The 26,200-nt window shown below is 63.7% G+C and carries 26 protein-coding genes and 1 tRNA gene; 10 read left to right on the top strand and 17 right to left on the bottom strand.

What is annotated here, in order from left to right:
- Positions 1-64 precede the first annotated feature (64 nt).
- From D3242_RS10880 to D3242_RS10860, 5 genes are all read left to right on the top strand, one after another.
- The gene (locus tag D3242_RS10880; protein WP_019861463.1) at positions 65-217 is read left to right on the top strand and encodes a hypothetical protein; all 153 of its coding nucleotides are present in this window, start codon (positions 65-67) and stop codon (positions 215-217) included.
- Positions 218-242: 25 nt separating this feature from the next.
- The gene (locus D3242_RS10875; protein ID WP_038649972.1) at positions 243-1,160 is read left to right on the top strand and encodes a site-specific tyrosine recombinase XerD; all 918 of its coding nucleotides are present in this window, start codon (positions 243-245) and stop codon (positions 1,158-1,160) included.
- 98 nt (positions 1,161-1,258) lie between these two features.
- Positions 1,259-2,209, top strand: coding sequence for an acetyl-CoA carboxylase carboxyltransferase subunit alpha (locus tag D3242_RS10870; protein ID WP_064981025.1), 951 nt, complete (start codon positions 1,259-1,261; stop codon positions 2,207-2,209).
- 239 nt (positions 2,210-2,448) lie between these two features.
- Positions 2,449-3,780, top strand: a complete 1,332-nt coding sequence (locus D3242_RS10865; RefSeq protein ID WP_038649974.1) for a L,D-transpeptidase family protein — start codon at positions 2,449-2,451, stop codon at positions 3,778-3,780.
- An 8-nt stretch (positions 3,781-3,788) separates the two neighbouring features.
- Entirely contained in the window at positions 3,789-4,028 is a 240-nt protein-coding gene (locus D3242_RS10860; RefSeq protein WP_064981027.1) for a sulfurtransferase TusA family protein, read from the top strand.
- Between the two features lie 16 nt (positions 4,029-4,044).
- On the opposite strand, the gene D3242_RS10855 is transcribed toward D3242_RS10860, so the two are convergent.
- On the bottom strand, positions 4,045-5,160 hold the full coding sequence (locus D3242_RS10855; RefSeq protein ID WP_064981028.1) for a CobW family GTP-binding protein: 1,116 nt from the start codon (positions 5,158-5,160) through the stop codon (positions 4,045-4,047).
- Between the two features lie 89 nt (positions 5,161-5,249).
- Positions 5,250-6,419: a D-alanyl-D-alanine carboxypeptidase family protein gene (locus tag D3242_RS10850; RefSeq protein ID WP_064981029.1), complete on the bottom strand. Its 1,170-nt coding sequence runs from the start codon at positions 6,417-6,419 to the stop codon at positions 5,250-5,252.
- 253 nt (positions 6,420-6,672) lie between these two features.
- On the opposite strand from D3242_RS10850, the gene D3242_RS10845 reads away from it, so the two are divergent.
- The 3 genes from D3242_RS10845 (at position 6,673) to D3242_RS10835 (ending at position 8,674) form a co-directional block, all read left to right on the top strand.
- Entirely contained in the window at positions 6,673-7,836 is a 1,164-nt protein-coding gene (locus tag D3242_RS10845; protein WP_038649981.1) for a M20 aminoacylase family protein, read from the top strand.
- A gap of 83 nt (positions 7,837-7,919) precedes the next feature.
- Positions 7,920-7,996 (top strand) — tRNA-Arg (locus D3242_RS10840).
- Positions 7,997-8,131: 135 nt separating this feature from the next.
- On the top strand, positions 8,132-8,674 hold the full coding sequence (locus D3242_RS10835; protein WP_223217851.1) for a cytochrome b: 543 nt from the start codon (positions 8,132-8,134) through the stop codon (positions 8,672-8,674).
- Positions 8,675-8,709: 35 nt separating this feature from the next.
- Here D3242_RS10835 and D3242_RS34460 read toward each other — a convergent pair whose 3' ends face one another.
- From D3242_RS34460 to D3242_RS10825, 3 genes are read right to left on the bottom strand one after another with little or no spacing between them, the layout of a single operon-like run.
- Entirely contained in the window at positions 8,710-8,982 is a 273-nt protein-coding gene (locus D3242_RS34460; RefSeq protein WP_394811831.1) for a YqaA family protein, read from the bottom strand.
- Complete coding sequence (locus D3242_RS34455) at positions 8,979-9,143, bottom strand: YqaA family protein (protein ID WP_394811830.1); 165 nt, start codon at positions 9,141-9,143, stop codon at positions 8,979-8,981. Before D3242_RS34455 ends, D3242_RS34460 begins: the two co-directional genes overlap by 4 nt.
- Before the next feature lie 6 nt (positions 9,144-9,149).
- The gene (locus tag D3242_RS10825; RefSeq protein WP_245435297.1) at positions 9,150-10,583 is read right to left on the bottom strand and encodes a multicopper oxidase family protein; all 1,434 of its coding nucleotides are present in this window, start codon (positions 10,581-10,583) and stop codon (positions 9,150-9,152) included.
- A gap of 241 nt (positions 10,584-10,824) precedes the next feature.
- Between D3242_RS10825 and D3242_RS10820 the strand changes: the two genes are divergently transcribed.
- Positions 10,825-11,910, top strand: coding sequence for an ABC transporter ATP-binding protein (locus tag D3242_RS10820; RefSeq protein WP_019861494.1), 1,086 nt, complete (start codon positions 10,825-10,827; stop codon positions 11,908-11,910).
- A gap of 53 nt (positions 11,911-11,963) precedes the next feature.
- Here D3242_RS10820 and D3242_RS10815 read toward each other — a convergent pair whose 3' ends face one another.
- The 12 genes from D3242_RS10815 to D3242_RS10760 form a co-directional block, all read right to left on the bottom strand.
- Positions 11,964-12,806 carry a carbohydrate ABC transporter permease gene (locus D3242_RS10815; protein ID WP_019861495.1) on the bottom strand — a complete coding sequence of 281 codons (843 nt, stop codon included), beginning with the start codon at positions 12,804-12,806 and terminating at the stop codon, positions 11,964-11,966.
- Entirely contained in the window at positions 12,803-13,687 is an 885-nt protein-coding gene (locus tag D3242_RS10810; RefSeq protein ID WP_038649988.1) for a carbohydrate ABC transporter permease, read from the bottom strand. The genes D3242_RS10815 and D3242_RS10810 overlap by 4 nt, the downstream gene beginning before the upstream one ends.
- A 58-nt stretch (positions 13,688-13,745) precedes the next feature.
- Positions 13,746-15,020: an extracellular solute-binding protein gene (locus tag D3242_RS10805; protein WP_064981032.1), complete on the bottom strand. Its 1,275-nt coding sequence runs from the start codon at positions 15,018-15,020 to the stop codon at positions 13,746-13,748.
- Between the two features lie 114 nt (positions 15,021-15,134).
- Positions 15,135-16,640, bottom strand: a complete 1,506-nt coding sequence (arfA, locus tag D3242_RS10800) for an arabinosylfuranosidase ArfA (RefSeq protein ID WP_064981033.1) — start codon at positions 16,638-16,640, stop codon at positions 15,135-15,137.
- A 104-nt stretch (positions 16,641-16,744) separates the two neighbouring features.
- Positions 16,745-17,671 carry an ArsR/SmtB family transcription factor gene (locus D3242_RS10795; RefSeq protein ID WP_064981706.1) on the bottom strand — a complete coding sequence of 309 codons (927 nt, stop codon included), beginning with the start codon at positions 17,669-17,671 and terminating at the stop codon, positions 16,745-16,747.
- Between the two features lie 148 nt (positions 17,672-17,819).
- A complete protein-coding gene (locus D3242_RS10790) occupies positions 17,820-18,173 on the bottom strand; it encodes a cupin domain-containing protein (protein WP_019861502.1) in 354 nt (117 codons plus the stop codon).
- Between the two features lie 128 nt (positions 18,174-18,301).
- Entirely contained in the window at positions 18,302-19,195 is an 894-nt protein-coding gene (locus tag D3242_RS10785) for a sugar phosphate isomerase/epimerase family protein (RefSeq protein WP_064981034.1), read from the bottom strand.
- Between the two features lie 69 nt (positions 19,196-19,264).
- Complete coding sequence (locus D3242_RS10780; protein ID WP_027047452.1) at positions 19,265-20,203, bottom strand: ABC transporter substrate-binding protein; 939 nt, start codon at positions 20,201-20,203, stop codon at positions 19,265-19,267.
- Positions 20,204-20,283: 80 nt separating this feature from the next.
- Positions 20,284-21,276, bottom strand: a complete 993-nt coding sequence (locus D3242_RS10775; protein ID WP_019861505.1) for an ABC transporter permease subunit — start codon at positions 21,274-21,276, stop codon at positions 20,284-20,286.
- The gene (locus tag D3242_RS10770) at positions 21,273-22,817 is read right to left on the bottom strand and encodes a sugar ABC transporter ATP-binding protein (RefSeq protein WP_019861506.1); all 1,545 of its coding nucleotides are present in this window, start codon (positions 22,815-22,817) and stop codon (positions 21,273-21,275) included. The genes D3242_RS10775 and D3242_RS10770 overlap by 4 nt, the downstream gene beginning before the upstream one ends.
- Positions 22,814-24,193, bottom strand: a complete 1,380-nt coding sequence (locus D3242_RS10765) for an acetate and sugar kinases/Hsc70/actin family protein (protein ID WP_064981035.1) — start codon at positions 24,191-24,193, stop codon at positions 22,814-22,816. Before D3242_RS10765 ends, D3242_RS10770 begins: the two co-directional genes overlap by 4 nt.
- A complete protein-coding gene (locus D3242_RS10760) occupies positions 24,190-24,972 on the bottom strand; it encodes a DeoR/GlpR family DNA-binding transcription regulator (RefSeq protein WP_027047453.1) in 783 nt (260 codons plus the stop codon). Before D3242_RS10760 ends, D3242_RS10765 begins: the two co-directional genes overlap by 4 nt.
- Positions 24,973-25,154: 182 nt before the next feature.
- On the opposite strand from D3242_RS10760, the gene D3242_RS10755 reads away from it, so the two are divergent.
- On the top strand, positions 25,155-26,198 hold the full coding sequence (locus tag D3242_RS10755) for a class II aldolase/adducin family protein (protein WP_064981036.1): 1,044 nt from the start codon (positions 25,155-25,157) through the stop codon (positions 26,196-26,198).
- Positions 26,199-26,200: the final 2 nt, after the last annotated feature.

Raw genomic sequence — 26,200 nt, 5'->3', positions numbered from 1 at the left:
CGGATAGGCGTCCCATAAGGGCACAGGGTTTGGAAACGCAGAACAGGAAGACGGGCGAAAATTGATGCCGACACTGTTTCGCTTTGTCGTGATCCTCGCGATTCTGGCCGGCATTGCCTATGGTACGATGTTCGCGTTGGTGATGTTCGTCGAGCCCAAAAAAGCCGAGATGAGCGTGCGCATCCCGCCGGAAAAGCTGAATCCCAAGAAAAACTGACCCCGAAGAAAACTGATCCCCGAGGATGAACAGCGCCGCCCGCATCGAGGCCTTCCTGGAAATGATGAGCGCCGAGCGCGGCGCCGCCGAAAACACGCTGTCCTCCTACCGACGTGACCTCGAAGACGCTTCGAGCGGGATCGATGGCGGGCTTGCCGGTGCAGCCGCCGCCGATATCCGTGCCTATCTCGATGACATCGCAGCTCGCGGCTTCGCGCCGACCTCGCAGGCGCGCAAACTGTCGGCGATCCGCCAGTTCTTCAAATTCCTCTACGCCGAGGGCCTGCGCACCGATGACCCGACCGGCACACTGGACAGCCCGAAAAAAGGCCGTCCGCTGCCCAAGACGATGAGCGAGGCCGAAACCGGCCGGCTGATCGACCGCGCCGCGGTGGAAGCCGGCGACGCCGGGCTCGGCTACAGTGACAGGCTGGCCGCGCTACGCCTGCACGCGTTGGTCGAGGTGCTCTACGCCACCGGCCTGCGCGTTTCCGAGCTGGTCGGCCTGCCTGTGACGGTTGCGCAGCGCGACGACCGTTTCTTTATGGTGCGCGGCAAGGGTGACAAGGAACGCATGGTGCCGCTCTCGGCCAAGGCGCGGGTGGCGATGCGCGCCTGGCTTGCCGCCCGGGCCGGAGTGCCCGCTTTCGCCGACAGCCCGTTCCTGTTTCCGGCGGCGTCCGACAGCGGCTATCTCTCGCGCCAGGTCTTTGCCCGCGACCTGAAAGGGCTGGCGGCGCGGGCCGGCATCGCCTCGGCCAAGATATCGCCGCATGTGCTGCGCCATGCTTTCGCCAGCCATCTCCTGCAGAACGGCGCCGATCTCAGGGCGGTGCAGCAGTTGCTCGGCCATGCCGACATATCGACGACACAGATTTACACCCATGTGCTGGAGGAGCGGCTGGTGCGGCTGGTCAACGATCATCATCCGCTTGCCGACTAGGCCTCATATCGCTATGTGAGGACGACATTTCACCGCCGGGAGCCTTGGTTTCAAGGGTTCCGCAGTCCTTGCCTTCCGACGTATCGGTCCGCCCAAGCATGTATAACTATCTCGATTTCGAAAAGCCGGTGCAGGATCTCGAGCTCAAGATACTCGAGCTCAAGAAGCTTGCCGAGAATGGCGAAGCGGTCGATGTCGCCGATGAGATCACCCGGCTGGAGAAGCGTTCGCGCGACGCGCTGCGCGATCTCTACAAGGCGCTGACGCCCTGGCAGAAGGTGCAGGTTGCCCGCCATTCCGACAGGCCGCACTGCGTCGACTACATCAAGGGCCTGTTCAGCGACTTCACGCCGCTCGCCGGCGACCGCAATTTCGGCGAGGACCAGGCGATCGTCGGCGGTTTTGCCCGTTTCCGCGGCGAACCTGTCGCGATCATCGGCCAGGAAAAGGGCTCGGACACGACCAGCCGCCTGAGGCACAATTTTGGTTCGGTGCGTCCGGAAGGATACCGCAAGGCGGTGCGGCTGATGGAACTGGCCGACCGCTTCAAGATCCCGCTGTTGACGCTGGTCGACACAGCAGGCGCCTATCCCGGCGTCGGCGCCGAGGAGCGTGGCCAGGCCGAAGCCATCGCCCGCTCGACCTCGGCCTGCCTTGCACTAAAAGTGCCGTCGATCTCGGTGGTCATCGGCGAAGGCGGTTCGGGCGGCGCCATCGCGATCGCCACCGCCAACCGCGTCTACATGCTCGAACACGCCATTTATTCGGTGATTTCGCCGGAAGGGGCGGCCTCGATCCTGTGGCGCGACACCACGCGCTCCAAGGACGCGGCGACCAACATGAAGATCACCGCGCAGGATCTTCTGGAACTGAAGATCATCGACGCCATCATCCCCGAGCCGATAGGCGGCGCCCAGCGCGCGCCCGAAACGGTGATTGCCGCGACCGGCGACCTCATTGCCAGGACGATGAAGGAATTTGCCGGCGCCAACACCGATTTCCGCGAACAGCGCCGCGAGAAATATCTGGCGATGGGCCGCAGTCTCTGACGGCATCTGCCGGCGGACAAGGCCATCGGAAGCCCCGCGCGCGCGGCAATGTGGCGGCAATGTGCAATTTCGCCACAAAAATGCCGCCGGATTCGGGTCAATGAAATTGCCGTGAGAGGTTGGTCGAAGCTTGCGGTAAGGAATTTTCAAGGTTAACGGGCTTACGGTCCGTCGGTGTTCAGCATACGGGCTCGGCAGTTCGCAGCCATTGGCCCGAGGGAAAAGACATAGCCGTATCCATGTTTGCCAAGCTCGCCCGCACCGGAGTCCTCGCCGCCTCGATAGCCATCGCCGGCTGCAATGATTCGTCGATGAAGGACTTTGCCCCGGAAGCCAACAAGCCGCTGCCGGACAAGATCCTTGCCGACATGAGGGCCAAGGGCATGGTGCGCACCTCCTCGGTGATGGCGCGCATCTTCAAGGAAGAGGGCAAGCTCGAGATCTGGAAAGCCAAGACCAACGGCCGCTACGACATGGTGGCGAGCTACGACATCTGCAAATGGTCGGGCAAGCTCGGCCCCAAATACACCGAAGGCGACCGCCAGGCGCCTGAAGGGTTCTACACGGTCCGCCCGTCGCAGATGAATCCGCGCTCCAACTACCATCTGTCCTTCAACATCGGCTTTCCCAACGCCTATGACCGCGCCAATGGGCGCACCGGCCAAAACCTGATGGTGCATGGCGCCTGTTCGTCCTCGGGCTGCTATTCGATGACCGACGCGCAGATCGAGCAGATCTATGCCTTCGGCCGCGACGCTTTCCAGGGCGGCCAGACCGAGTTCCAGGTCCAGGCCTTCCCATTCCGTATGACCGCCGCCAACATGGCGCGCTACCGCAACGACCCGAACTACGAGTTCTGGAAGATGCTGAAGGTCGGCTACGACAATTTCGAGGTCACCAAGGTGCCGCCGAAGGTCGATGTCTGCGAGAAGCGCTACGTCTTCAACCAGGTCGCCGCCGATGGCCAGACATTCGATCCGACCGGACCATGCCCGGCAACCACGCAGCCGGATTCGCTGAAGAGCGCCTACAACGCTTATCAGAGCACCTATGACGCGGCCTTCAACAGCGCGCTCAAGGCAAGCGTGCCTCCGCCGAAGCCGACCATCGCCGGCATCAAGGAAGCTAGCATCGTCTCCGACTGGTCGAAGCGCCGGGCGCGCGGCGAGCGCGTGCCGATCGATCCGCCTTCGCTCAACAATGACGGCACGGTGAGCGAAACGGCGCGCATGGGCCGCATCGATTCGCCCGCCGGCCGCAAGATGGCGGCACTGGACGCCGAGAAAGCCGCCAAGCAGAAGGCCGAGGAGCAGAGGCTGGCCGCGATAGAGGCCGCCAAGCAGGCCAAGGAGGCCGCAAAGGCGCAGGCGCTGGCCGAAAAGGAAGCGGCCAAGGCGCAAGCCGTGGCGGCAAAGGAAGCGGCAAAGGCCGCCAAGGAAGCCCCGGTCGCCACCGCCACCATAGCCGCCCCGACGGAGGCCGCGCCGGAAGCCGAAACGCAGGCAGCGAGCGCCGATGAAAGCCGGGTGACCAAGCTGAAGAACAAGCTGCTCGGCATGTTCGGCGGCTGAGCCTGGTCTTGGCCGAGGATACCGCTGTCTACGACCTGAAAGGGCTGAACTGCCCGCTTCCCGTGCTCAAGGCGAAGAAACGCCTCGCGGGAATGCAGCCGGGCAGCCGGCTCTGGCTCGAGACCACCGATCCGCTCGCCGTCATCGATATTCCCGCCTTTTGCTCGGATGCCGGCCACCAGGTGATTGAAACAGCGGCGGTATCAGGCGGCCATCGGTTCCTGGTCGAGCGCGGCGAGACCGTCTGAATTTCGATGCAAAACGCTATCTTCCGGCGATCGCCAGCGGATTGTTTTCCAGTGCCGCGCGGTCGGGTGTGTCGATCGACGGCCGGTTGGTGAAGGCGGCGAACAGCCTGCGCACATAGTCTTCCGGCATGTCGAGCGTGATCAGCACCAGCCGCGTGCCGCGCTGGCCGTCCGGCCACGCCGGCAGCCTCGCCGGCGGATGCAGGATCTTCTGCACGCCGTGGATGACCAGCGGACGTGACGGATCTTCGCTGAGTTCGATCACGCCCTTCATGCGCAGCAGCTTCTCGCCATGCGTCGAACGCAACAGGTCGAGGAACATTTCTATCGCTGAAAACGGCACCGGACCGTCATGGACGAGCGAATAGGAGCGCACGCGCCAATCGTGGCTATGGCCATGATCATGACTGTGATCGTGGTCATGCCCGTGGGCATGATCGTCATGGTGATGGTCGTGAGCCGCTTCCTCGCCCAGCCAGCGGCGTACATCGGCGGATTTGGTGGCGGGATTGTAGAGGCCGCAATCAAACAGCGGCGCCACGCCGGTTGTTGAATTGCCGGCATCAAGCAGTTCGGCGCCCGGATTGATCTGCCGCAGGCGCGCCCGCAGCGTGTCGAGATCGCCGGCATCGGTCACCAGGTCGACCTTGCTCAGCACGATGCGATCGGCGACGGCGACCTGCTTGACCGCCTCGACATGGGCGTCGAGCGTGGCATTGCCATTGACCGCGTCGACCAGCGTGATGACGCCGTCGAGCCGGAAAGCCTGGACGAGCGCCGGATGCGCCATGATCGACTGCAGCACCGGCGCCGGGTCGGCCAGCCCCGTGGTCTCGACGATGACGCGGGCAAGACGGGCGATACGGCCGGTCTGCAGCCGGTCGACCAAATCGGCCAGCGTGTCGACCAGTTCGCCGCGCACGGTGCAGCACAGGCAGCCGTCGGAAAGCTGGATGATGCCGTCGGAGGCCTGCTCGACCAGCAAATGGTCGATCGCCACCTCGCCATACTCGTTGATGATGACCGCCGTGTCGGCCAGCGCCGGATCCTTCAGCAGCCGGTTGAGCAGCGTCGTCTTGCCGGCGCCGAGGAAGCCGGTCAGCACCGAGACGGGGATCGGAAACCCATTCATCGGGATCTGTCTCTTTGTTTGAGCATGATCTTTTCCGAAAACCGGATTCCAAGTTTCGCTGACGCGGACCTTCGGTTCGGGATCATGCTCTAGTTCGCGACCTTGACCGGCTGGTCGCCCTGTGCGGCGGAACCAGCAACGGCCGGACCGCCGCCGGTCGGCACCGGCCGATCGGGCCGCCAGCTCGGGATCGGCACGTCGGCATATTCCTGGCCGCCCTGGTCGAGCATCGCCTTCGGCGCCGGACCGGTGGCGCCGCCGAGGCCGACGGCAACCAGCGTCGGCACATGGTCGAGCTTTTCCTGATAGGGCGATTTCGGCGCGTCCTTGGCGGCAACCGCGGGCGGCGCCTCGGACTGCTCCTCCGACGTCTTCTTCTTCTTGCAGACCTCGTCTTGCATGTCGTTGGGCGATACCGTGTCGCCATAGGGCGCCAGCGTCGCGACGGTGGCCGAACCGGCCGTGGGCGTGTCAAACCCCTGGTCGAGCAGTTTTGCCGCGGTCTCGGCACGACTGACCGCCGACTTCTCGCCAAGCACGACCGCGACAAGCGTGCGGCCGTTGCGCGTCGCCGAACCGATCATGTTGAAGCCGGAAGGGCAGACGAAGCCCGTCTTCATGCCATCGGCGCCGGGGTAACGGCCGATCAGGAGATTGTAGTTCGGAATGGCCTTCTTGCCAACCGCAAGGCCTTCGATCGAGAACCACGGCGCATATTGCGGGAACTCGCGGCGGATCGCCATCACCAGGACCGAAAGGTCGCGCGCCGTCGTGTACTGGTCTGGCGAGTAGAGGCCGTTCGGATTGACGAAATGGGTGCCGTTCATGCCGAGCCGAGCCGCTTCGGCATTCATCCTTTCGGCGAAGGCGGCCTGCGAGCCGCCGACATTCTCGCCGACAGCCATGGCGATGTCATTGGCCGATTTGACCAGCATCATCTTCAGCGCATTGTCGAGCCGCATCACCGAGCCCGGCTTGAAACCCATCTTGCTTGGCGGCTCACCGGCGGAGTGCTTGGTCACCTTGATCGGTGAATCGAGCTGGACCTCGCCGGCCGCGATCGCCCGGAAGGTCACATAGGCGGTCATCAGCTTGCTGAGCGAGGCCGGATACCAGCGTTTGAAGGCATCCTGGTGCTGCAGGATCTGGCCGTTCTTCAAATCGAAGACAACCACCGGATTGGCCAGCGCCGGCCCGGCCAGGACCGACAGCATGATTGCGCCAGCCGAGAATAGTTTGAGGAAATGCCTGTGCCGCATGATCTAATCCGAAATCGCCTCTTGCCCTGATTGCCCCTGGCTCCGTAAGATTTCGTTACGCGACCGCCAGCACAATGAGTCCGACCCTCAAAAACGGACCGCATCGGTGCGGTGCTATTTACCCTATGTGACGCCAACATGGCAAAGTGCCTGACAATCACAATTCCAAAACCCCGCGCACAATTGCAAAACCCCGGGTACAATTGCAAAACACAGGCTGAAGCCGGCTGCACCAACAACGAATGGAACCATCATGCCAATCCTGAACCGCGCCGCTGAAATGCAGGACGAAGTCGCCGGCTGGCGCAGGCATCTGCACCAGACGCCGGAGCTGAACTTCGATGTCTTCAAGACGGCGGCTTTCGTCACCGAGAAGCTAAAGGAGTTCGGTTGCGATGATGTGGTCACCGGCCTCGGCAAGACCGGCGTCGTCGGCGTCATCCGCGGCCGCCAGGGCGAAGGCGCCACCATCGGCCTGCGCGCCGACATGGATGCGCTGCCGCTCAATGAAATCACTGGCAAGCCCTACGCCTCGACCGTTCCCGGCAAGATGCATGCCTGCGGCCACGACGGTCACACCGCGATGCTTTTGGGTGCCGCCAAATACCTTGCCGAGACGCGCAATTTCGCCGGCTCCGTGGCGGTGATCTTCCAGCCGGCGGAGGAAGGCGGCGGCGGCGGCAACGAGATGGTCAAGGACGGCATGATGGAGCGCTTCGACATCTCCAAAGTGTTCGGCATGCACAACATGCCGGGCTTGCCCGTCGGCCAGTTCGCCATCCGTCCGGGCCCGATCATGGCGGCGACGGCCGAATTCACCATCACCGTGAAAGGCAGGGGCGGTCACGCCGCGATGCCGCACGGCACGATTGATCCGATCGTCATCACCAGCCAGCTGGTCGGCGCGCTGCAGACGATCGCCTCGCGCAGCACCGATCCGGTCGAGGCCGTGGTGGTGTCGGTGACCAAGTTCCATGCCGGCGACGCCTACAACATCATCCCGGAATCGGCCGAGATCGCCGGCACCGTTCGCACCTTGCGCAAGGAGATCGCCAAGAAATCCGAAGAGCGCATCCGCACCATCTGCGACGGCCTGGCGACCGCCTTCGGCGCCAGGATCGAGGTCGACTACCAGGCAAATTACCCCGTGACCTTCAATCACGCCGAAGAGACGATGTTTGCTAGCGATATCGCCGCCAATGTCGCCGGAGACGCCCAGGTCCACCGCGGCATCCAGCCGGTGATGGGCGGCGAGGATTTCTCCTACATGCTGGAAGCCCGCCCCGGCGCCTTCATCTTCATCGGCAATGGCGACACTGCCGGTCTTCACAACCCGGCCTATGATTTCAACGACGAGGCCATCCCGCACGGCATGAGCTACTGGGTGAAGCTGGCGGAAACCGCCCTGGCCGCCTGAAGCTCATTGCCAGAAGGTCGGCCGATTGCATGCGGCCGGCCTCTTGGCGAAACGGTCCGAAGCGGCTATGTGTCGGGCCGCGTGGTCCCGTAGCTCAGTAGGATAGAGCGGCAGATTCCTAATCTGTAGGTCACAGGTTCGATTCCTGTCGGGATCACCATGCATTTTCAAGCGCTTGGCGAAGAAGCATTGTACCTCTTTGCGCAATCAGGTCCGTTGAAGAGGACGAAGACATCACGCCCTCATGCGCACCCTTGAAAAACGTCGGGCCGCGAAGGTGAGCGGGAAACCTCGCTTGCATTGGCATTTCGGCATTCGTCTGCTGCATTGGCTGACCGTGGCGGCGCTCGCGGCGCAAATCGCCATTGCCTTCGGGCCGATGCGGGGGCCGGGCATGACGATGATGAACTGGCTGCCGCTTCACATGTCGATCGGCGTGACGATCCTGACCATCGTCGTCCTCAGGCTTTGCTGGCGCAGCTTCACGCAGGCCCCCGTCAGGCCAACCTCACGATTCCTGGGCTTTGCGACGGCTTTCTTCCACGTGCTTCTCTATGTCACGATCCTCGCCGTCCTGATAACGGGATGGCTAGGCTATCGGCCAATGCCTTTCATGCCCCCTGCACGGCTTTTCGGAACCTTGCCCGTGCCGCTGGCGCCCTCCGTAGGGGCGCTGTCGGCAAGGGGTTTCGCCTTCGTGCATCAGAAGCTGGTCTGGATAATGCTTGGACTTATCGGCGTTCACGTCCTGGCTGCCATGGTGCATTTGGGGCTGTTGCGCGATGGCGTCATGCGAAGCATGGTCTTCGGCCGGCCGGAAACGGCCTCACGCGAATAAGCATGCCGCTCGCGGTCGACAATGCGGACGATGACTCACGCCGTCGCCCACAACCCTCCCGCGACGATCACCGCATAGCGTGCAGCCTTGCCGGTCGCGACAAGAGCGACGAACACGCCGAGATTCACGCGTGCAGCGCCCGCGGCAAGGGTGAGAGCATCTCCCACGACCGGCAGCCAGGTAAACAACAGTGTCCATTCGCCAAAGCGCCGGAACGTTCGGCATGCCTGCTCATAGCGATCCGTGGCGACTGGAAACCAGCGCCTGTTGTGCAGCCCGTCGATGCCACGCCCCAGAACCCAGTTCACCACGAGCCGAGCGTGTTGCCGATCGTCGCCACCACAAGGAGCAGCCAAGGGTCACCGCGACCCGAGACGATCAGGCCGGCGAGCACCACCTCCGACGAAACCGGCAGGACGGTTGCGGCGAGGAAGGCGCTGAGGAACATTGCGCCATAGAGCGCCGCCACGCCGGACTATGCCTGCACGTCGACGACGCCCATCATGCCGAGCTGCTCATGCTCGAGGATGTGGCAGTGATACATCCTCGGCCCCGGCCGGTCCTGCCGCAGCAGCAGCCGCACCGTCTCTCCGCGCGCGACATTGACGGTGTCTTTCCAGGCGCGATAGGCCGGCTTTGACATGGTGCCGCCGCGTTCGTGCTCGACCACCTGGAACTGCGTCCCATGCACATGGAATGGATGATCCATGTCCGCCTCGTTGACGATCTCCCAGAGTTCGACCTGACCAGCCTTGGCGACGACGTCGATGCGCTGCATGTCGAAGGCGGCGCCATTGATCAGAAAGCCCATCTCCATGCCGCCGGCGTTCATGGCCATGGTTTCGGTGAAGACAAAGCGGCGGCTGACCGCCGGAGCGCCGAGTTGCGCGATCGGCCGCAGCCTGTCGGGCAGTGGCGGGACAGGCCCGGTCGGCGTCTCCGAGACATTGACCGTCAGCAGCGTCAGCCCGGCATCGGCAGGGCGCCCGGGACCCATCCAGCCGCGGTCATAGTCCAGCGTGGCAAGCGCGGCCGCGCCGGGCTTGTCGAAAGACACGACCAGTTCAAGCCGTTCCGCCGGGCTGAGCAGGATGTCGCCGGCAGCCACCGGGGCCTCCAGCAGACCGCCATCCGTTCCGATGATCGTCATCGCCGCGCCGTCGAAGGAAAGCCGCAGAAAGCGCGCGTTGGTCGCATTGTAGAGCCGGAAGCGCCGTTTCGCGCCAAAGGGCACCGCCAGTGTGGGATTCTTCTGCCCGTTGACCAACACATGGTCGCCGACGCGCCCGTTCATCAGGTCCGTCATCGTGTTGTCGGGCAAGGTGCCATCGGCCGCAAGGCGCAGGTCGGTGAAAACCAGCACGGTATCGCCATAGGCGGCCGGGATCGGATCGGCCTTCGGCTTGACCACGAACACGCCGGCAAGGCCGCGATAGACCTGCTCGGCGGTCTTGCCGTGCGGATGCGGGTGATACCAATAAGAGCCGGCGCTGCCTTCCGGCAGATCGAAACTGTAGGTGCGATCGGTGCCGGTGGCGACCTGGTCCATCGGATTGCCGTCCTGATCGGCCGGCACCGGCATGCCGTGCCAGTGGATGGTGCTTGCCTCGTTCGCGATCCGGTTGGCGAAGGTGATCTCGACGCGGTCGCCCTCCACGGCCTCGATCAGAGGCCCGGGGCTGGTGCCGTTGTAAGCGAGGATCGGCGTGTCCAGTCCTTCGGCAAAACGCGCCGTGGCGGACCCGGCCGTCAGCGTCGCCTTGAACAGACCCGGCCTGCCGGCTTCGTTCGCCAGCAGGGGCAATTCGCGCAACGCCTCGCCCTCGGGCAGAACCACCGTGCCTTGCGGCGCGGTGCCCATGTCATGGCCCGCGTGACCGCCCATATTCATGCCCGGCATGTCGTCCATCTTCATCTGCGCAGCGGCACGCTCGCCCACAAAAATCGTCGCAAGACCTGCTGCCAGAAAACCTCGCCGATGCATCTGTCGTTTCCTCGACCAGTCGTTGAACACCAAGGGCGACCCTAAGAGACTGCCGATGCCTGGCCAGGTCAATGCGGCGTTTGGGCCGCCTGATCGGCTCGGCGCCCTTAGTTCCTTGACATCGGGTATTTATCCGAAATTATGTAGGAAAGAAGGGATCGCAAGCATGACGGGAATCGCGCTTTCGGGCGTATCGAAGCACTTTGGCTCAGTCGAAGTGATCCGCGACGTGAGCCTGGACATCGAGCCGGGAGAACTGGTCGTGTTTCTCGGTCCGTCCGGTTCCGGCAAGACGACGCTGCTGCGCATGATCGCCGGCCTCGAAAGCATAGACCAGGGCACGCTGACGATCGACGGAGTGCGCTCGGAGAACCTTGCGCCGGGCAGGCGCAACGTTGCGATGGTCTTCCAGAACTACGCGCTTTACCCGCATATGACAGTCGCGGAGAACATGGCCTTCGGGCTGAGGAACATCCGGGTCGCGCCGGATGTCATACGCCAACGCATCGCCGAGGCTGCGCGTATCCTGGAGATCGAAGCGCTGCTCCAGCGGCGGCCGTCGCAGCTCTCCGGCGGGCAGCGCCAGCGCGTCGCCATCGGGCGAGCGATCGTCAAGGAGCCCAAGGCATTCCTGTTCGACGAGCCACTCTCCAATCTGGACGCAGCACTTCGAGCCCGTACACGCGTCGAGCTTGCCGAACTGCATCAGCGTTTGAAGTCGACGATGATCTACGTCACCCACGACCAGGTGGAAGCGATGACGCTCGCCGACCGTATTGTGATCCTCAACAATTGCCGGATAGAGCAGATGGGCAGACCCGTCGATGTCTATGCGCGTCCGGCGTCGCGATTCGTCGCGACCTTCGTCGGGTCACCCGCGATGAACATTCTGCCCGTTACGGTTTCGGGCTCGGGTGACAGGCTCAATGCGCGCTTGACCGACGGATCGCTGGTCGAACTTCCCGGCGCGCCGGTCAACAGGGATTGGCGCGAACTCGGCGTGCGGCCGGAATCGCTGACGGTCGTCGCGGAGGGCAATGAAACATCCGCCACGGCCACCGTTGTCGAGCGCCTTGGCGAGCGAACGCTCGTCTACGCACGGCTCGCGGATGGGACGCAGGTTACGGCACAGGATCGCGGGCTTTCGAGCGTCAAACCGGGCGACGCCGTTCGGCTGAAGTTCGACACCACGGCCCTGCATCTCTTCGCCGCGGACGGATCGGCCTGGCACGCGGGCGCTGACGGGGCCTGAACCTGCCCAGCGGCGATCGTGCCCTCCGGCATTGCGGTGCACTTGCCGGCGCTTTAGCCCTTGATACCTGCCGAGAGCGTTATCGCTTCGGTTACCCGGCGCTGGAAGCAGAGGTAGGCCAGTGCCACCGGCAGGCCGGCCAGTACGGCTGCCGACAGCTGGCGCGCGTAGTAGACACCGAAGGCGTCGTTGACCTGCGTGATGCCGACGGTGATCGTCATCATCTCGGTGCGGGTCACCGAGAGGAACGGCCACAAGAACGCGTTCCACGTCCAGATGAAGCAGACGATCGACAGCGCCGTCGTTACCCCCCAGTTCATCGGCATGTAGATCTTGAAGAGGATCCCGAATTCAGACGCATTGTCCATGACCGCGGCCTCGCGGAAATCCTTCGGGACCTGATCGAAGAACTGCTTGTACACGATGATGATGACGGGGTGGATAAGCTGCGGCAACATGATCCCGGCCCAGCTGTTGAGCAGGCCAAGGTTGGCGACCAGCACGAAATGATTGATGATCAATGCCGAAGTCGGAACCATGAAGGAGGCGAGGATCAGCCACCACAGCGCGATGCGCCCCGGGAACCGCAACTGCGAGATCGCGTAGCCGCACAGCATCGAGATGAAGATGGTGATGACCGTTACGCCGACCGCGACCGCCACCGAATTAACGTACCAGGCGCCGATCTGTGTGGTGGTCACGGCGCTAATGTAGTTCTCCAGCGTCGGCGTCTCGGGCCAGAGTTCGATGTAAGGCCGGACGACCTCGTCGTCCGGTTTGAGCGATGAGATCACCCCCCAATAGAGCGGGAATGCCCATAGGATGGCCCAGACGAGCGTCAGCGCCGTGATAATCCCGCCCCAGAAATTCCAGCGTTGCGCAGCCATGGCGTTCATCGGCGCCGCCTTTCGGCGAACCGGAGCAGTTGGAATTGCAGGACCGAGACGACCACCACAAGCACGAAGAGGGTAACGGCGACAGCCGCCGCCCTGCCTCCCTGGTTCTGCTGGAAGGCCTTTTGGAAGATGTAATAGACGAGGACCATATTGTCGTTCGGCCGGCCGCCGAACGAGAACAGATAGACCTGGTCGAAGATCTTGAGCTGCAGGATGAGCTGGATGGTCAACACCAGCGAGGTAACCGGCCATAGCAGTGGCCAGGTGATACGCCGGAACGTGGTCCATCGCGTCGAGTTGTCGAGTGCGGCGGCTTCGTAGATCTCGACTGGTATGGACCTCAGTCCGGCGAGGAAGAGGAGGATCGAGAAGCCCGCGGTCCACCAGATCGTCACCCCGGCAACCGCCGGCAAGAACCAGACGCGCGACTTGAAGACCGGTACGCGCGGGATTCCCAGCCAGTCCAGCACATGCATCGCGATCCCGAACTGGAAATTCAGCGTCCAGTCCCAGATCAGATAGACGACCGACACCGGCAAAATGTAGGGCAGGAAAAACAGCGCCAGCACGATCGACTGGAACCGGCCCTTGAGGCGCGACACGCCAAGCGCGATCAAAAGGGCGATGAGCGTCCCGGGGACGACCGTCATCAGCACGAAGTAAGCGGTGTTCCAGACCGCGCGCCGGAACATCGGGTCGTTGTCGAGCCGCAGATAGTTGTCGAGGCCAACCCACCGACCCGCGCCGATCAGCGGCGCATCGGTGAAGGAGATGCGGAACATCTGGACCGTCGGATAGACGAACGCCAGCAGGTAGATCGCCAGGAAGGGAGCGACCAGCACCAGCGCGACAAGACGTTCAGTGCGGGAGTTGCGAAGCATGGCTCTTCCTCGAACACGGCTGGGGCGGCCCTGGGCGGGCGGTCCCAGCCTTTGAGCCCTACATGCTGTTCAGCTCTTCCTTGATGGATTTCACCGCCTCGCCTGGGTCCATCTCGCCGTTGAGGGTCGGCACGAAATAATTGGACATGATGTCGAAGATCGGCCCGGCGACACCGGCCTTGGTCGACTTCGGATCGAAGATCATGTTGGCCGTCAGCGTCGAGTAGGTCGCATTGGGCTGCATTGCCTTGTATTCGGCCGACTCGGTGACTGGCTTGTATGCCGGGATGTGGCCTGCCGTGGCCCAGAACAGCGAGTGCTTGTCGATCCATGAGATCACCTCGAGAACGGCGGCACGCTTTTCCGGGCTGAGCTCCTTGCCCTTGTTCTTCGGGATTGCGAACGAATGGCTGTCCGCATAGGTGCACGGTTTGTCGAAGATCACCGGGATCTCGACGGCGCCCCAGTCGAACAGCTTGCCTTGCTTGGCGAGGTCGGTCATCGTGGGAACTTCCCAGACGCCGTTGATCATCATAGCGGCCTTGCCCGAGGTGAACAGGGCGACGGTTGCGGGATAGTCCGTATAGGTCGACTGCAGCCCGGTCTTCGTCCACCCTTGCAGAACCGCCAACGCGTTCGCCAGCTTCTTGCCGTTGTCGCCGGCGAGGAATTCGTTGCCCGTCAGAAGCTCGCCGCCTTGCTGGCACACCAGCGAATAGATGGTGCGGTACATGAAGTTGCCGTCGGCGGTGACGCTGCCCAGCGGGAACTCGACGCCGGCATCCTTCAACTTCTGCAGTGTCGCGGTGAATTCCTCCTTGTTTTTCATACCCACGGGACGGCCGTCGTCGCCGAGCACGCCTGCCTTCTTCAGGAGGACGCGATTGTAGTACAGGACGATCGGATGGGTATCGAGCGGCACTGCGTATTGCTTGCCGTCGACCGTCACGGCGCCCATCGTCGTCTGGGCGAAGTCCGAGGCCGAGAGGCCCATCTTGCTCATGTCGTCGGCGGTGATTTCTTCGAGAATGTCCTGGCTCACCGCCAGGGGGATACGGCTGGCATGATAGGTCATGACGTCTGGCGCCTCACCGACCGCGGCGGAGGTCTGCACCTTCGAGTAGAAGGGCGTGCCCCACTCCAGCGTCGTGGCGTCGATCTTGATCTTGCCGGTGTGGGCGGCGTTGAAGTCGGCGATCATCTGCTTCATGCGCACACCGTCGCCGCCGCCGAGGAAATCCCACCACATGACGGTTTCTTCGGCCTGGGCCGCGACGGCCCAGATTCCTCCGGCCGCAACCACCGCTATGGCCATCATCCTGCGAAAGTTCATCTCAGCTTCCTCCCGAGTACGGCGGTTAGATCCGCCTTGAACGTTTCAATGCTACACCAAACCGATCCGCCTGCAACGGATTTTACGATATGTATCCGATATCAGGATATTAACTCAAAGCGTCACACGCACCATCGAGTAGGAGTGCGGCGGCAAGTTCAGCGTCATTCCCTTGCTGTTGAGCGTTGCCCCGTTGCCTTTGACCGGTGCTACGTTGTCCGGCGCGTCCTTGGTGTTGCAGGCCTCAAGATCGTCATGACGGATGATCGTGTGCTCGATGGACTTGGCGGCGAACCGCTCGAGGGCGATTTCGGCCTCTATCGTCTCGGACCCATGCCGATTGATTGCGAAGAAGGTCAGCGTGCCGGCGTTCGAATTGTGCACGCCTGCAATGTCGAGCCACGGCACCTTGTCGGCTACGGCCGCGTCATAGGTAGGCACCTCGACCGCGAGTTGCAGCGCGGTGCCGCGGCCGTACCTGGAGGCCAGCATAAAAGGCCAGTAGATCGTTTGCCGCCAGGCGCTGCCGCCGGGGTCGGTCATGATCGGCGCGATTACGTTCACCAGCTGCGCAATGCAGGCGATGCGAACAACATCCGACCGGCGGATGAAGGTGTTGAGGATGCAGCCGACCTGCAGCACGTCCTCGAAATTGTAGATGTCTTCCAAAAGCCTGGGCGCTTCCGGCCAGTCCCAGCCGCGCATGCGCTCGGCGTCCTGCTTGCGCTGATGGTACCAGACGTTCCACTCGTCGAAGGAGATCTTCACGTCCCGCTTCGAGCGGGTCTTGGCCTTCACGTAGTCGATGATGCCCGCGACGGTGCCGATGTAGCGGTCGAGCTTGGCCGGAAGAGCGAGATATTCGGCCGTATTCTTCTCGTAATTCTCGAAATACATGTGGAGAGAGATGTAGTCGACCTGCTCGTAGGTCGCTTCCAGCACGGTCGCTTCCCACTGGGGATAGGTCGGCATATTGGAATGCGACGAGCCGCAGACGACCAGTTCCACCGTCGGGTCGAGGCCGCGCAACGCCTTGGCGGTCTCGTTGGCGAGATGCCCGTATTCGCTCGCCGACTTGTGGCCGACCTGCCAGGGGCCGTCCATTTCATTGCCGAGACACCAGAGGCGGCAGTTCCAGGGTTGCGCGCGTCCGTTCTTGGCCCTGAGATCTGACCAGTAGCTGCCGCCCGGGTGATTGACGTATTCGACGAAGGCCCGCGCCTCGTCGAGGCCGCGGGAGCCGAGATTGACGGCAAGCATCATCTCGGTGCCGGCTTTTTCGGCCCAGTCGGCGAATTCGTGGATGCCAACCAGGTTCGGCTCCGTGGTGCGCCATGCAAGATCGAGCCGCCGCGGGCGGTTCTCCTTTGGGCCTATGCCATCTTCCCAATTGTAGGCGGACACGAAGTTGCCACCGGGGTAGCGGCAGATCGGCGTGTCGAGCGCACGTACCAGCTCGATCACGTCCTTGCGCATTCCCTGTGCGTCCGCTTGCGGATGTCCGGGCTCGTAGATGCCCGTGTAGACCGCCCGACCAAGATGCTCGAGAAACGAGCCATAGAGACGCTTGTCGATATCTGCGACGGTATAGGCCGCGTTCGCCGTGACTCTGGCCTTCATGATCCCTCCCACTGCGGATTATCAATCCGACTTTCCGATCTATATCCGGATCGTGGGTCAGTTAAGGGCGGAGTTGGTTCGGCCGTCAAGGGCCAAATATGCTCTCAAGCCTTCAGCAGGCGCAGAACGATGTCGTTGCTGTAATTGCCGAAGCCGCTGCCGAAGATGTTTATGCCGCCTGGGTGACGCGCATCTTCCTTCACACCGATACGTATCCGGATCGAGCGGTGCCGTTCGAGCTCCAGATCAGCCAGCGAGCATTTGGAAACCTTGTCGTTGTTGCGATAGGTGCCGTTGTTGGTGACGCGCCAGTGTGCGAGGTCGCCATACTGCGATCCGGCCAGCTTCCACCAGCCGGGCGTATGCTTGCCGCGCTTGTCGCCATAGTCGGCCGGCGCCGTCCAGGTATCGATCTCGTGTCCGTTGATCGCGACCGTGATGTCCGATGGCCAGTCCTTCGATGTGCCCGGCACCTCGGACGAAAGCTCCATCGCCAGCTCCAGCCCGCCGACTTTGGCATTGGCAAGCGTCGCATTGTTGGGAAACTGGTATTCGACGAAGCCGCGCGTGAACCACAGCAGCCCGGCCCGCATACGGTCAGGATCGAGGAAGGTATCGGGCACATCGAGAAGTCCGATGACGCCGTCCGTTGAACACAGGCCGCAGGGAGCGGAAACTTCGCATCTTGTGTAGAGACCAAGCGGCATCGCCACTTCTATGACGCCGAGATCCTGCGCCGGGGTGCGGTCCTTGAAGACGACAACCAGCTCCGAGAAGGTCGAATAACAGACCTTCTGGCTTCCCTTGCGCGCCTTCTGTGATTTCGTCTCGATCAGACCGACATCGACAAGAACCTGGATGTTTGCCGAAATTGTCGATTGCGGAAGACCCAGTTCTTCGGCCACCTGATTGACGTTTTTCGGCCCCTTGCGGTGCAGCAGGTCGAGAATCCGGACCCGAACCTCGCTCGCGAGGCTCTTCAACAGGTCGAGCCGCTCAAGCGGATCGACGACCATGATTTCATTCGACATATGGCCCCGCACTGGTCGCACGGGGTTATGTATCAGCAGATCAGATACAAATAAAGACGGTGGCGTTGCGAATTGAACCGCGTGGTCCGCGCCACTTGCAGGTCGGCGCATTGCCGACCTGCCTGCTCCTGCTGTCGAGACGGCTGGTTCAGGCCACCCGGACGACGAAATGCTTGGTAACCGGCTCGACGATCTTCCAGGTTCCCTTGAAATCGGCTTCCACCACGAAAGCGTCGCCCGGGCCGACTTCGACAGGTGTGCCGCCGTCGGGCGTGATGATGATGCGGCCGGCGATCATGTGCACGAATTCATAGTCGGTGTAGGTCGCATGATAGGTGCCGGGCGACGCCCGCCACGTGCCCGACATCACCTTGCCGTCTTCCGTCGTGTGCTGGACGGCGGTTTGCATGGTCGGGTGGCCCTCGACCACGACCCAGCCAGGCAGGTCGCCGGCTTCCGCGTGTTCGATCGCGCCGAATTTGAGGATCGTCTTATTGGTCATGCCGGGTTTCCTTCTGCTTCATGTATCGCAGCGGTCGGATAGCCGATGCATGGGACGGCGGCAATGCATGCGCGACGACAACGAGCGGCGTTTACGCGCCTGGGCGTCTTGGGAAATCCGCGACCGCCCTACGGCTTGTGACGGGCAGAGACCAGTTCCGCCTTGCGCCGCGCCGTCTCGAGCCCAAGGCCGATGAAGGCGCGCGCGTGCTTGGCGAGCGCCATATTGTCGGCCCACAGATTGCGCCAGATGGCGGTCTTCTTCGACAGGTTCTCGTCGACGATCTCCGAGGAGAAGGATTCGAAGCTGAGATCGTCAGCATAGCCGATGGCCGTCAGCGCATCGAAAATCGCCGCGAAGTCGATATTGCCGGTGCCGAGGAAACCCCGATGGCTCTCGCCGATATGGACATAGCCGATCTTGCCCGCGGCGTGGCGGATGGCCAGCCCGACATCGGCCTCCTCGATGTTCATGTGGAACGTGTCGAGGTGCAGGAAGATGTTGTCCGAGCCGGTATCCTCGATGAAGGCGAGACCTTGCGCGGCGGTGTTGAGCAGATTGCTTTCGAAGCGGTTGACGATTTCGAGATTGAGCGTGACGCCGGCCGCCTTCGCCGTCTCGGCGACTTTCGCCAGCGCAGCAGTGCTGCGGTTCCATTGATCGCGCGTCGGCGCTTCGATCTGCAGGCCATGGCCGGCCGACAGGATGCCGGCGACCTTGCGGCCGCCAAGATCGCGCGTCAGCGCGATGGTCTGGTTGAGGATCTCGACGCCGCGCGCGGCGACCGCCTTGTCGGCGCTCGATATGTCGCCGTCACCAGGCAATCCGATGCTGATCGCCATGCCGAGGCCGAGATCGGCGATGCGTTTGGCAAGCCCGCCAATGTCGACATCGGCCGGGTCGAGATAGGAGAATTCGATCAGGTCGAAGCCGGCCTCCCTGGTGTTGGCCAGCGTGCGTTCAAGCTCGCTCTGTGCCGAGCTTGCCGACCAGACGAAAGAATGGATTCCGATGCGCGCCATGGTCGTCTCCGGTTTGCGGCGATGAAGAGAGGCGCGGCCGGACAAATCCGGCCGCGCCTGTTGGAGTGATCAGCGGGCCGCGGTCCAGCCCTTGTAGTCCTTCAGGTTTTCGGCGGTGATCAGCTTGGGATCGAGCAGCACGGTGGCCTCGGCCGGCTTCTTGCCGGCAAGCAGCTCGGCCGCCATCGTCAGCGACTGGCCGGCCATCACATAGGGATCCTGCGAGGCCGAGGCCTTGATCATCGAGGTGCCGGAAGAGAGCTCCTTTTCGATATCGGGCGCGCCGTCGACCGCGGTGAAGATGAACTCGGAGCGGTTGAGCTGCTTGGCGGCAAGCTGGGCGCCGATCGCCGTCGGGTCGTTGATGGCGAACACCGCGTCGATCTTGTCGAAGCGGGTGAGCAGCGACTGGAACACTTTCAGGCCGCCGTCGCGCGAACCTTCGGCGTTCTGGTCGTCGGACAGGATCTTGATATCGGCATGCTGCGAAAGCACGTTCTTGCAGCCCTTGACCCGCTCCAGGATCGACGAGGATGCCGGGCCGTTGAGGATGACGTAGTCGCCCTTGCCGCCGGTATGATCGACCAGATACTGGCAGGCCTCCTCGCCGGCCTTGACGTTGTTGGTCATCACGGTGACGTCGGCGCCCGGCGCCGAGACGTCGAAGGCGGCGACGATGATGCCGGCGGCCTGTGCCTTCTTCACCGCCGGCGCGATCGCCTTGGCGTCGACCGCGTTGAGCATGATCACGTCGACGCCCGCGGCGATGAAGGAATCGACCTGCGAGACCTGCTTGTTGAGGTCATAGTCGGCCGATACCGACGTCACCTCGACCTTCGGATTGATCTTCTTGGCCGCGTCCTCGATGCCTTTGATGGTGGCGACGAAGAAGGGGTTGCCGAGCAGGCCGACCGAGATGCCGACCTTGTTGAGGTCCTTGGCCGATGCCGGCGCGATGGCGACGGCCGCGAACGCGGCGCCGCAGAGCAGTTTGGCGATGGTCTTCATTACGCTTACTTCCTCCTGATGCCCCGCGCCTCTCACGGTGCGTTACACAAGCCGGTCTTTGATGCCGGCGACTCGGTCACTCACGTTCTCGCCCCTGCCTGGAGCCGGTAGCGGTCGAGGGCGACCGCCACGATGATGACCAATCCCTTGATGATGTACTGCCAGATGTCCGAGACACCGGCCAAGATGAGCCCGTTGGAGAGCACCGCGATGATCAGGCCGCCGATCAGCGTGCCCCAGATCGAGCCGACGCCGCCGACGAAGCTGGTGCCGCCGAGGATGACGGCGGCGATGGCGTCGAGCTCGTAGGACTGGCCGAGCTGCAGGCCGTTGGCGGCATAAAGCCTTGCCGCCGACATGGCGCCGCCGAGGCCGGCGAGCAGGCCCGACACGCCATAGACGAACAGCAGCACCAGCGGCACCTTGATGCCGGTCAGCCGCGCTGCCTCGGCATTGCCGCCGACGGCATAGATCCAGGTGCCGAGCACGGTGCGCTTGAGCACCAGCCAGGACAGCACCACGACCGACAGCGCGATGACGACCAGCCAGGGGATGCCGAACAGCGAGCCATTGCCGATGAAGTCGAACGGCAGGTCCGAATTGAACACCGTCGTGTCCTGCCCGAGCAGGCGGGCGATGCCGCGCACGGCCGTCAGCGAACCCAGCGTGACGATGAAGGGCGGCAGCCTGATATAGGCGACGAGCAGCCCGTTCACGAGCCCAAAGCCGAGGCCGACGAGGATGGCCGCCGGCACGCCGAGCAGGCCCCAGTCCGGCACCAAGGACACCAGCACCGCCACCATTGCCGACGCGGCAAGGATGGAGCCGACCGACAGGTCGATGCCGCCGGTCAGGATGACGAAGGTCATGCCGGCCGCGAGCACGATGTTGATCGACGATTGCTGCGTGACGATGAGCAGATTGGTCTCGGTGAGGAAACGCGGATTGATGAACTGGAAGCCCGCCGCCAGCAGCACCAGCACCGGCAGCATGCCGAGCGCCGCGAAGGCCGTGCGCAGCCGCCGGCTCCTGACCGCCGCCTGATCCACGCTCGTCGTCGTTCTGTCGGTCATTCCTGGGCCGCTCCCGTCGCAAGTTCCATGATTGCCTCCTGACGCAGCGGCTCGCCTCCGGATGTCGTCACCTCGCCTGCTATGGCGCCGTCGCGCATCACCAGCACGCGGTCGGCGACGCCGATCACCTCGGGCAATTCGCTGGAGATCATCAGGATGGCGATGCCCCGGTTGGCGAGGTTGTCGATCAGCCGGTAGATTTCCGACTTGGCGCCGACATCGACGCCGCGCGTCGGCTCGTCGAGGATGACGACTTTCGGCTCGGTCTCCAGCAGCCGGGCGAGCAGCACCTTCTGCTGGTTGCCGCCCGACAGCGAGCCGGCATTGGCCTGCGCCGAGCGGGTGCGGATCGACAGGTCCGCAATGGCTTTCGCCGCGCGCCTTTCGGCGGCGCTGAAGTCGCGCAATCCGCCGGTCAGCGCGTCCCTGGCCAGCACGCCCATGCTGATGTTGTCGGAAATCGACATGTCGAGGAACAGGCCGAGTTCCTTGCGGTCCTCGGTGAGGTAGGCGATGCCGGCGTCGAGCGCTTCGCGCGGCGAGCCAATGGAGATCGGTTTGCCGTCGAGTTCCAGCGTGCCGGCGCTGCGCTTGTCGGCGCCGAAGATCAGCCGGGCGAGTTCGGTGCGGCCGGAGCCGACAAGACCTGCCAGAGCCAGAACCTCGCCTTTGTGCAGGTCGAACGAGCAGTTCTTCAACAGGCGCCCGTCGGACATGCCGCGCACCGAGAGTGCGATGGCGCGCTTCGCGTCCGGAGGGCGATGATCCTTCTTGTAGAAGGCGGAGAGATCGCGGCCGACCATCATCGAGACCAGCCGCGAAGCGTTGAGGTCGGCGCGCTCCAGCGTGCCGACATAGCCGCTGTCGCGCAGCACGCTGACGCGGTCGGCGAGCTGGTAGACCTCTTCCATGCGATGGCTGATGTAGATGATGGCGATGCCTTGCGCCTTCAGCGTCGCGATCACTTCGAAGAGGCTGTCGGTCTCGCGCGACGTCAGCGACGTGGTCGGCTCGTCCATGACGATGATGCGCGCATTGGTCGACAGGGCACGGGCGATCTCGACCAGCTGGCGCTCGCCGAGCGACAGGCTGGAGACCAGCGCACGCGCCGAGAAGGAGACGCCAAGCCGGGCGATGATTTCGTTCGCCCGCCGGTTGCATTGATCGCGGTCGACAATGCCGAAGCGCCGCGGCTCGTTGCCGAGGAAGATGTTCTGCGCCACCGTCAGATTGGGCGCCAGCGACAGTTCCTGATAGATCACCGCGATACCGGCGGCGCGCGCCTTGATCGGATCGCCGGTCGCGGCGGGCACACCGTCGATCAGGATCTCGCCGCCGGCATCCGGCCGATAGGCGCCCGACAGCACCTTCATCAGCGTCGACTTGCCGGCGCCGTTTTCGCCCATCAGCGCATGCAGCTCGCCGGCATGGACGGTGAGCGAAACATCCTGCAAGGCGCGGATCGCACCGAATGTCTTGGAGATGTGACGCATCTCCAGCACAGGATGGCTGCTTGCCTGTTCCTGCGCCGTCGCGCTCATCGTGCACCACCCGCGGCCTTGATGGCGGCGGCCTGCCCGCCGACGTGATCGCGCCAGGCGTCGCGATAGCCGGTTAAGCCTCCGAAGCGCGTCGCATGCACCGGCTCCGGCGCCTCGGCGGCGAAGTCGCGCCCGACGCTCTCGAAGGCAAGCGCCGCCGCGCCCGTGGCGCTGCCCTCCAGCGTGGCGCCCTGCAGGAAGGCCTGGCCGGGACGCAGCTCAGCCAACAGCCCGGCAAGCAGTCCACCAGCGTTCAGCCCGCCATCGACGATGACGGTGTTTTGCGAATGGATGAGGTCGAGGCAGAGATCGACCATCAGCGCCACATAGAGCAGAGCCGCCGCGGCGCGTTCTGCGGCATCGGGCGTGCGCCCGACCAGCCGGCCGGGACGGTCCGGCATCGGCCCGCCCGGCGCGAAGCTCGGCAGCGCCATGATGCCGGCGTCGATCGCTTGCAGGACCGCACCATGCTGGATCGCGCCTTGCCAGCCGCCGCTGATGGCGGCGAATTCACGTCCGCCCATGAAGCGGATGGTCGGCACCGGGCCGCCGTCGACATCGACATTGACCAGCATGTCGCGGTCACGGTCGAGCACGTCCAGCGGGCAGTCGGGATTGAGCACGACGACCCAGGTGCCGGTCGACACCACGGTCAGCGGGCCAAGCTCCTGGCGGCGATAGGCATGGAGCGCCGCATTCGAGTCGTGGACGCCATTGTGGATGGCGATCGGCTGTGCCGCTCCGCCAAGGCGCCGTTCGCCGATGACCGAGCCGGCGCGCGCGAAGCCCGGCATCTGGCCGCGCCACCCCTCGGCATCGACCAACGATGAAAAGTCCTGGCTGCGCGGCGCCCACAAATGCGAATGACAGCCGAGGTAGGATACTTCCGAGACCGCTCGGCCACCGAGGCGCCAGCTCCAGTATTGGGGGTAGCCGAGAATCGACTTCGCCGCAGCGAACGCGTCGGGATCGACCTCCTGCAGCCACAGCATGTGTCGGCCGTAGTTGAAGCCGAGCGGCAGGCGGGGCGAGAACGTCTCGGCAAAATCCGGGATGCGACGATCGATCCGGGCAGCGATTTCGGCCGGCGGCTCCTGCTCGTAGTCGAGGATCGGATGCGTCAGCGCCGCGTCGTCCACGAGAGCGAAGGTGCAGCCATGGCCCGACACCATCACCCCTTGCACGCCATGGTTTTCGACCGCGTCCGTGACAGCACCGAGCGCCCAGTCGTGGAGGGTGGCCTCGTCGAGCACGCTGAAGCCGTCCTGGCGCGTCCATTTCGGCTGGGTCCGGCGCTCGTCGAGGATGCGTCCGTCCTGGCCGAAGACGAACAGCTTCGAATTGGTCTTGCCGAAATCGAGCACCGCCACTTTCACGGCACGGCTCCCGAGGTGGACGCGATCCGCAACATGACTCCGGCATCCTCCAGCATGCGCGCATCGGCATCCGACAGGCCGTCATCGGTGATCAGCGTGCCGATGCGCGATAGCGGCAGCGCGACATTGCGCGCGTGGATCGACAGTTTGCGGCTGTCGGCCAGCACCACGATCTGGTCGGCGCAGAGGCTGAGATCGACAATGGAGCGCACCAGCAACGGATGCGATTCCAGCACGCCTTCCTGGTTGAGGCCTTGCGCGCCGAGAAAGAATTTCGAGGCGTAGAAGGGCGTTGCCTGAGTCAGCGAATGGATGATGCCGGGTTCGCGATGCAGCTCGCCGCCGGCAACCGTCAGGCTGCAATGGCCATGGTCGCTGAGATAGGCCGCGAGCGGCATCGAATTGGTGTAGAGGCGAATGTTGCGCTCGGCGAGCTTGACGCCGAGATGGAAGCAGGTCGAGCCGCCATGTACGATGACCGCGTCGCCGTCGCGCACCATGGTCGCCGCGATGGCCGCGATCTGCCGCTTGGCCTCGACCGCGAGGTCACGGTTCTCGTCATAGGGCCGGGCATAGGCGACGCCCGCATGCGATGCGCCGTCGAGCGCCGAGATGCCGCCATAGACCTTGCGCGCCTCGCCGGCCTCGTCGATCCGGTCTATGTCGCGCCTGACCGTCGCCGCCGAAACGCCAAGCCGCTCCTGCAGCTCGCGCACCGAGGCGAACGGGCGGTCCCGCAGCAATTCGACGATCTGACGCTGGCGGCCGGAGTCGCTCAACTCTTTCCTCCCAAGTGCCATTTTCCATGGCAATTGGTGCAACTTACTCAACAATAGTCAGATTGCAAGCTGGTTTTGATGATAGTAGATCACTGTTGACGTAAGTCGCTCGCATCTGCGATATCAGCGCCAACACCGGCCCCAGCGGCGGGATCACGGGCAAGCGTTGAAGGAAAGGCGCCATGGCAACCCAAGCTGACTCGCAGGAACTGGCGGCCTTGCGGGCGCTTTCGGCCAGCATCGGGCTCAACCCGCATATGACCCAGGCGGCAGGCGGCAATACCTCGCTCAAGGCCGGCGACACGCTGTGGATCAAGGCCTCCGGCACCTGGCTGAAGGATGCGCTCAGCGACGACATCATGGTGCCGGTGGCAATGGCGCCGCTGCTCGAGGCGGTCGAAGAGCGCGATCCCGCCGCCGACAAGCCGCAGGCCTTCGCCATCGAGGAACTCAACACGCGCGGCCTGCGCCCGTCGATCGAAACCACGGTGCACGCCTTGATGCCGCAACGCGTGGTTTTGCATGTCCACTGCGTCGACACGATTTCGCTTGCGGTGCAGGCCGATGGCGAGACCGAGGTCGCCAGGCGGCTCGGCGGCATCGAATGGGCCTATGTGCCCTATTGCCGGCCGGGCCTGCCGCTCGCCCGTGGCATTTCCGAGAAACTGCGGCCTGGTGTCGATGTCCTGATCCTTGGCAATCATGGGCTGGTCGTCGCCGCCGAAACCGTCGCCGAGGCGCAGAGGCTGCTCCATCGCGTCCGCGCGCTGTTGGCACGGCCGGCGCGTGCGACTGCAGCGCCCGACGTCAGGGCTCTGACAGCGCTTGCGGCAGACAGCGTCTACCGATTGCCGGCGGATCTGGAAGCTCATGCGGTCGCGCTCGATCCGCAAAGCCGCCGCATGGCGGAGGCCGGCAGCCTCTATCCGGATCATGTCATCTTCCTCGGCCAGGGCTCGATCGTAGCGAGGTCGGGCGAGAATGCGGCGGGGGTCGCCGCGCGCCTCGGCACGGCACCCATGGCGATCCTGTTCCCCGGCGCCGGCGTGCTGATGCGCCGCGACGCCAGCGCCGGCGCCGACGCCATGCAGCGCTGCCTCGCCGACGTGGCCGCGCGCGTCGATGTCGCGGCGCGGTTGAATTATCTCACCGCTGCCGAGAACGACGAACTGGTCAATTGGGACGCCGAGCAGTATCGCCAGAAGCTCAATGCCACAGGCGGCTAACA

It is taken from the genome of Mesorhizobium jarvisii (assembly GCF_003601985.1).
Classification (GTDB): domain Bacteria; phylum Pseudomonadota; class Alphaproteobacteria; order Rhizobiales; family Rhizobiaceae; genus Mesorhizobium; species Mesorhizobium jarvisii.
Note: the sequence above shows the minus strand (reverse complement) of the source record. Positions and strands in the feature narration are given on the sequence as shown.

Coding starts and splice junctions, on each gene's coding strand:
- D3242_RS10850 (WP_064981029.1), bottom strand. CDS start 6,419: ATGCGGCACAGGCATTTCCTCAAACTATTCTCGGCTGGCGCAATCATG.
- D3242_RS10780 (WP_027047452.1), bottom strand. CDS start 20,203: ATGAAGACCATCGCCAAACTGCTCTGCGGCGCCGCGTTCGCGGCCGTC.
- D3242_RS10815 (WP_019861495.1), bottom strand. CDS start 12,806: ATGAACGCCATGGCTGCGCAACGCTGGAATTTCTGGGGCGGGATTATC.
- D3242_RS10845 (WP_038649981.1), top strand. CDS start 6,673: ATGCCAATCCTGAACCGCGCCGCTGAAATGCAGGACGAAGTCGCCGGC.
- D3242_RS10870 (WP_064981025.1), top strand. CDS start 1,259: ATGTATAACTATCTCGATTTCGAAAAGCCGGTGCAGGATCTCGAGCTC.
- D3242_RS10880 (WP_019861463.1), top strand. CDS start 65: ATGCCGACACTGTTTCGCTTTGTCGTGATCCTCGCGATTCTGGCCGGC.
- D3242_RS10825 (WP_245435297.1), bottom strand. CDS start 10,583: ATGGACGACATGCCGGGCATGAATATGGGCGGTCACGCGGGCCATGAC.
- D3242_RS10875 (WP_038649972.1), top strand. CDS start 243: ATGAACAGCGCCGCCCGCATCGAGGCCTTCCTGGAAATGATGAGCGCC.
- D3242_RS10770 (WP_019861506.1), bottom strand. CDS start 22,817: ATGAGCGCGACGGCGCAGGAACAGGCAAGCAGCCATCCTGTGCTGGAG.
- D3242_RS10775 (WP_019861505.1), bottom strand. CDS start 21,276: ATGACCGACAGAACGACGACGAGCGTGGATCAGGCGGCGGTCAGGAGC.
- arfA (WP_064981033.1), bottom strand. CDS start 16,640: ATGAAGGCCAGAGTCACGGCGAACGCGGCCTATACCGTCGCAGATATC.
- D3242_RS10755 (WP_064981036.1), top strand. CDS start 25,155: ATGGCAACCCAAGCTGACTCGCAGGAACTGGCGGCCTTGCGGGCGCTT.
- D3242_RS10790 (WP_019861502.1), bottom strand. CDS start 18,173: ATGACCAATAAGACGATCCTCAAATTCGGCGCGATCGAACACGCGGAA.
- D3242_RS10855 (WP_064981028.1), bottom strand. CDS start 5,160: ATGAATGGGTTTCCGATCCCCGTCTCGGTGCTGACCGGCTTCCTCGGC.
- D3242_RS10805 (WP_064981032.1), bottom strand. CDS start 15,020: ATGAACTTTCGCAGGATGATGGCCATAGCGGTGGTTGCGGCCGGAGGA.
- D3242_RS10795 (WP_064981706.1), bottom strand. CDS start 17,671: ATGTCGAATGAAATCATGGTCGTCGATCCGCTTGAGCGGCTCGACCTG.
- D3242_RS10820 (WP_019861494.1), top strand. CDS start 10,825: ATGACGGGAATCGCGCTTTCGGGCGTATCGAAGCACTTTGGCTCAGTC.
- D3242_RS10810 (WP_038649988.1), bottom strand. CDS start 13,687: ATGCTTCGCAACTCCCGCACTGAACGTCTTGTCGCGCTGGTGCTGGTC.
- D3242_RS10865 (WP_038649974.1), top strand. CDS start 2,449: ATGTTTGCCAAGCTCGCCCGCACCGGAGTCCTCGCCGCCTCGATAGCC.
- D3242_RS10785 (WP_064981034.1), bottom strand. CDS start 19,195: ATGGCGCGCATCGGAATCCATTCTTTCGTCTGGTCGGCAAGCTCGGCA.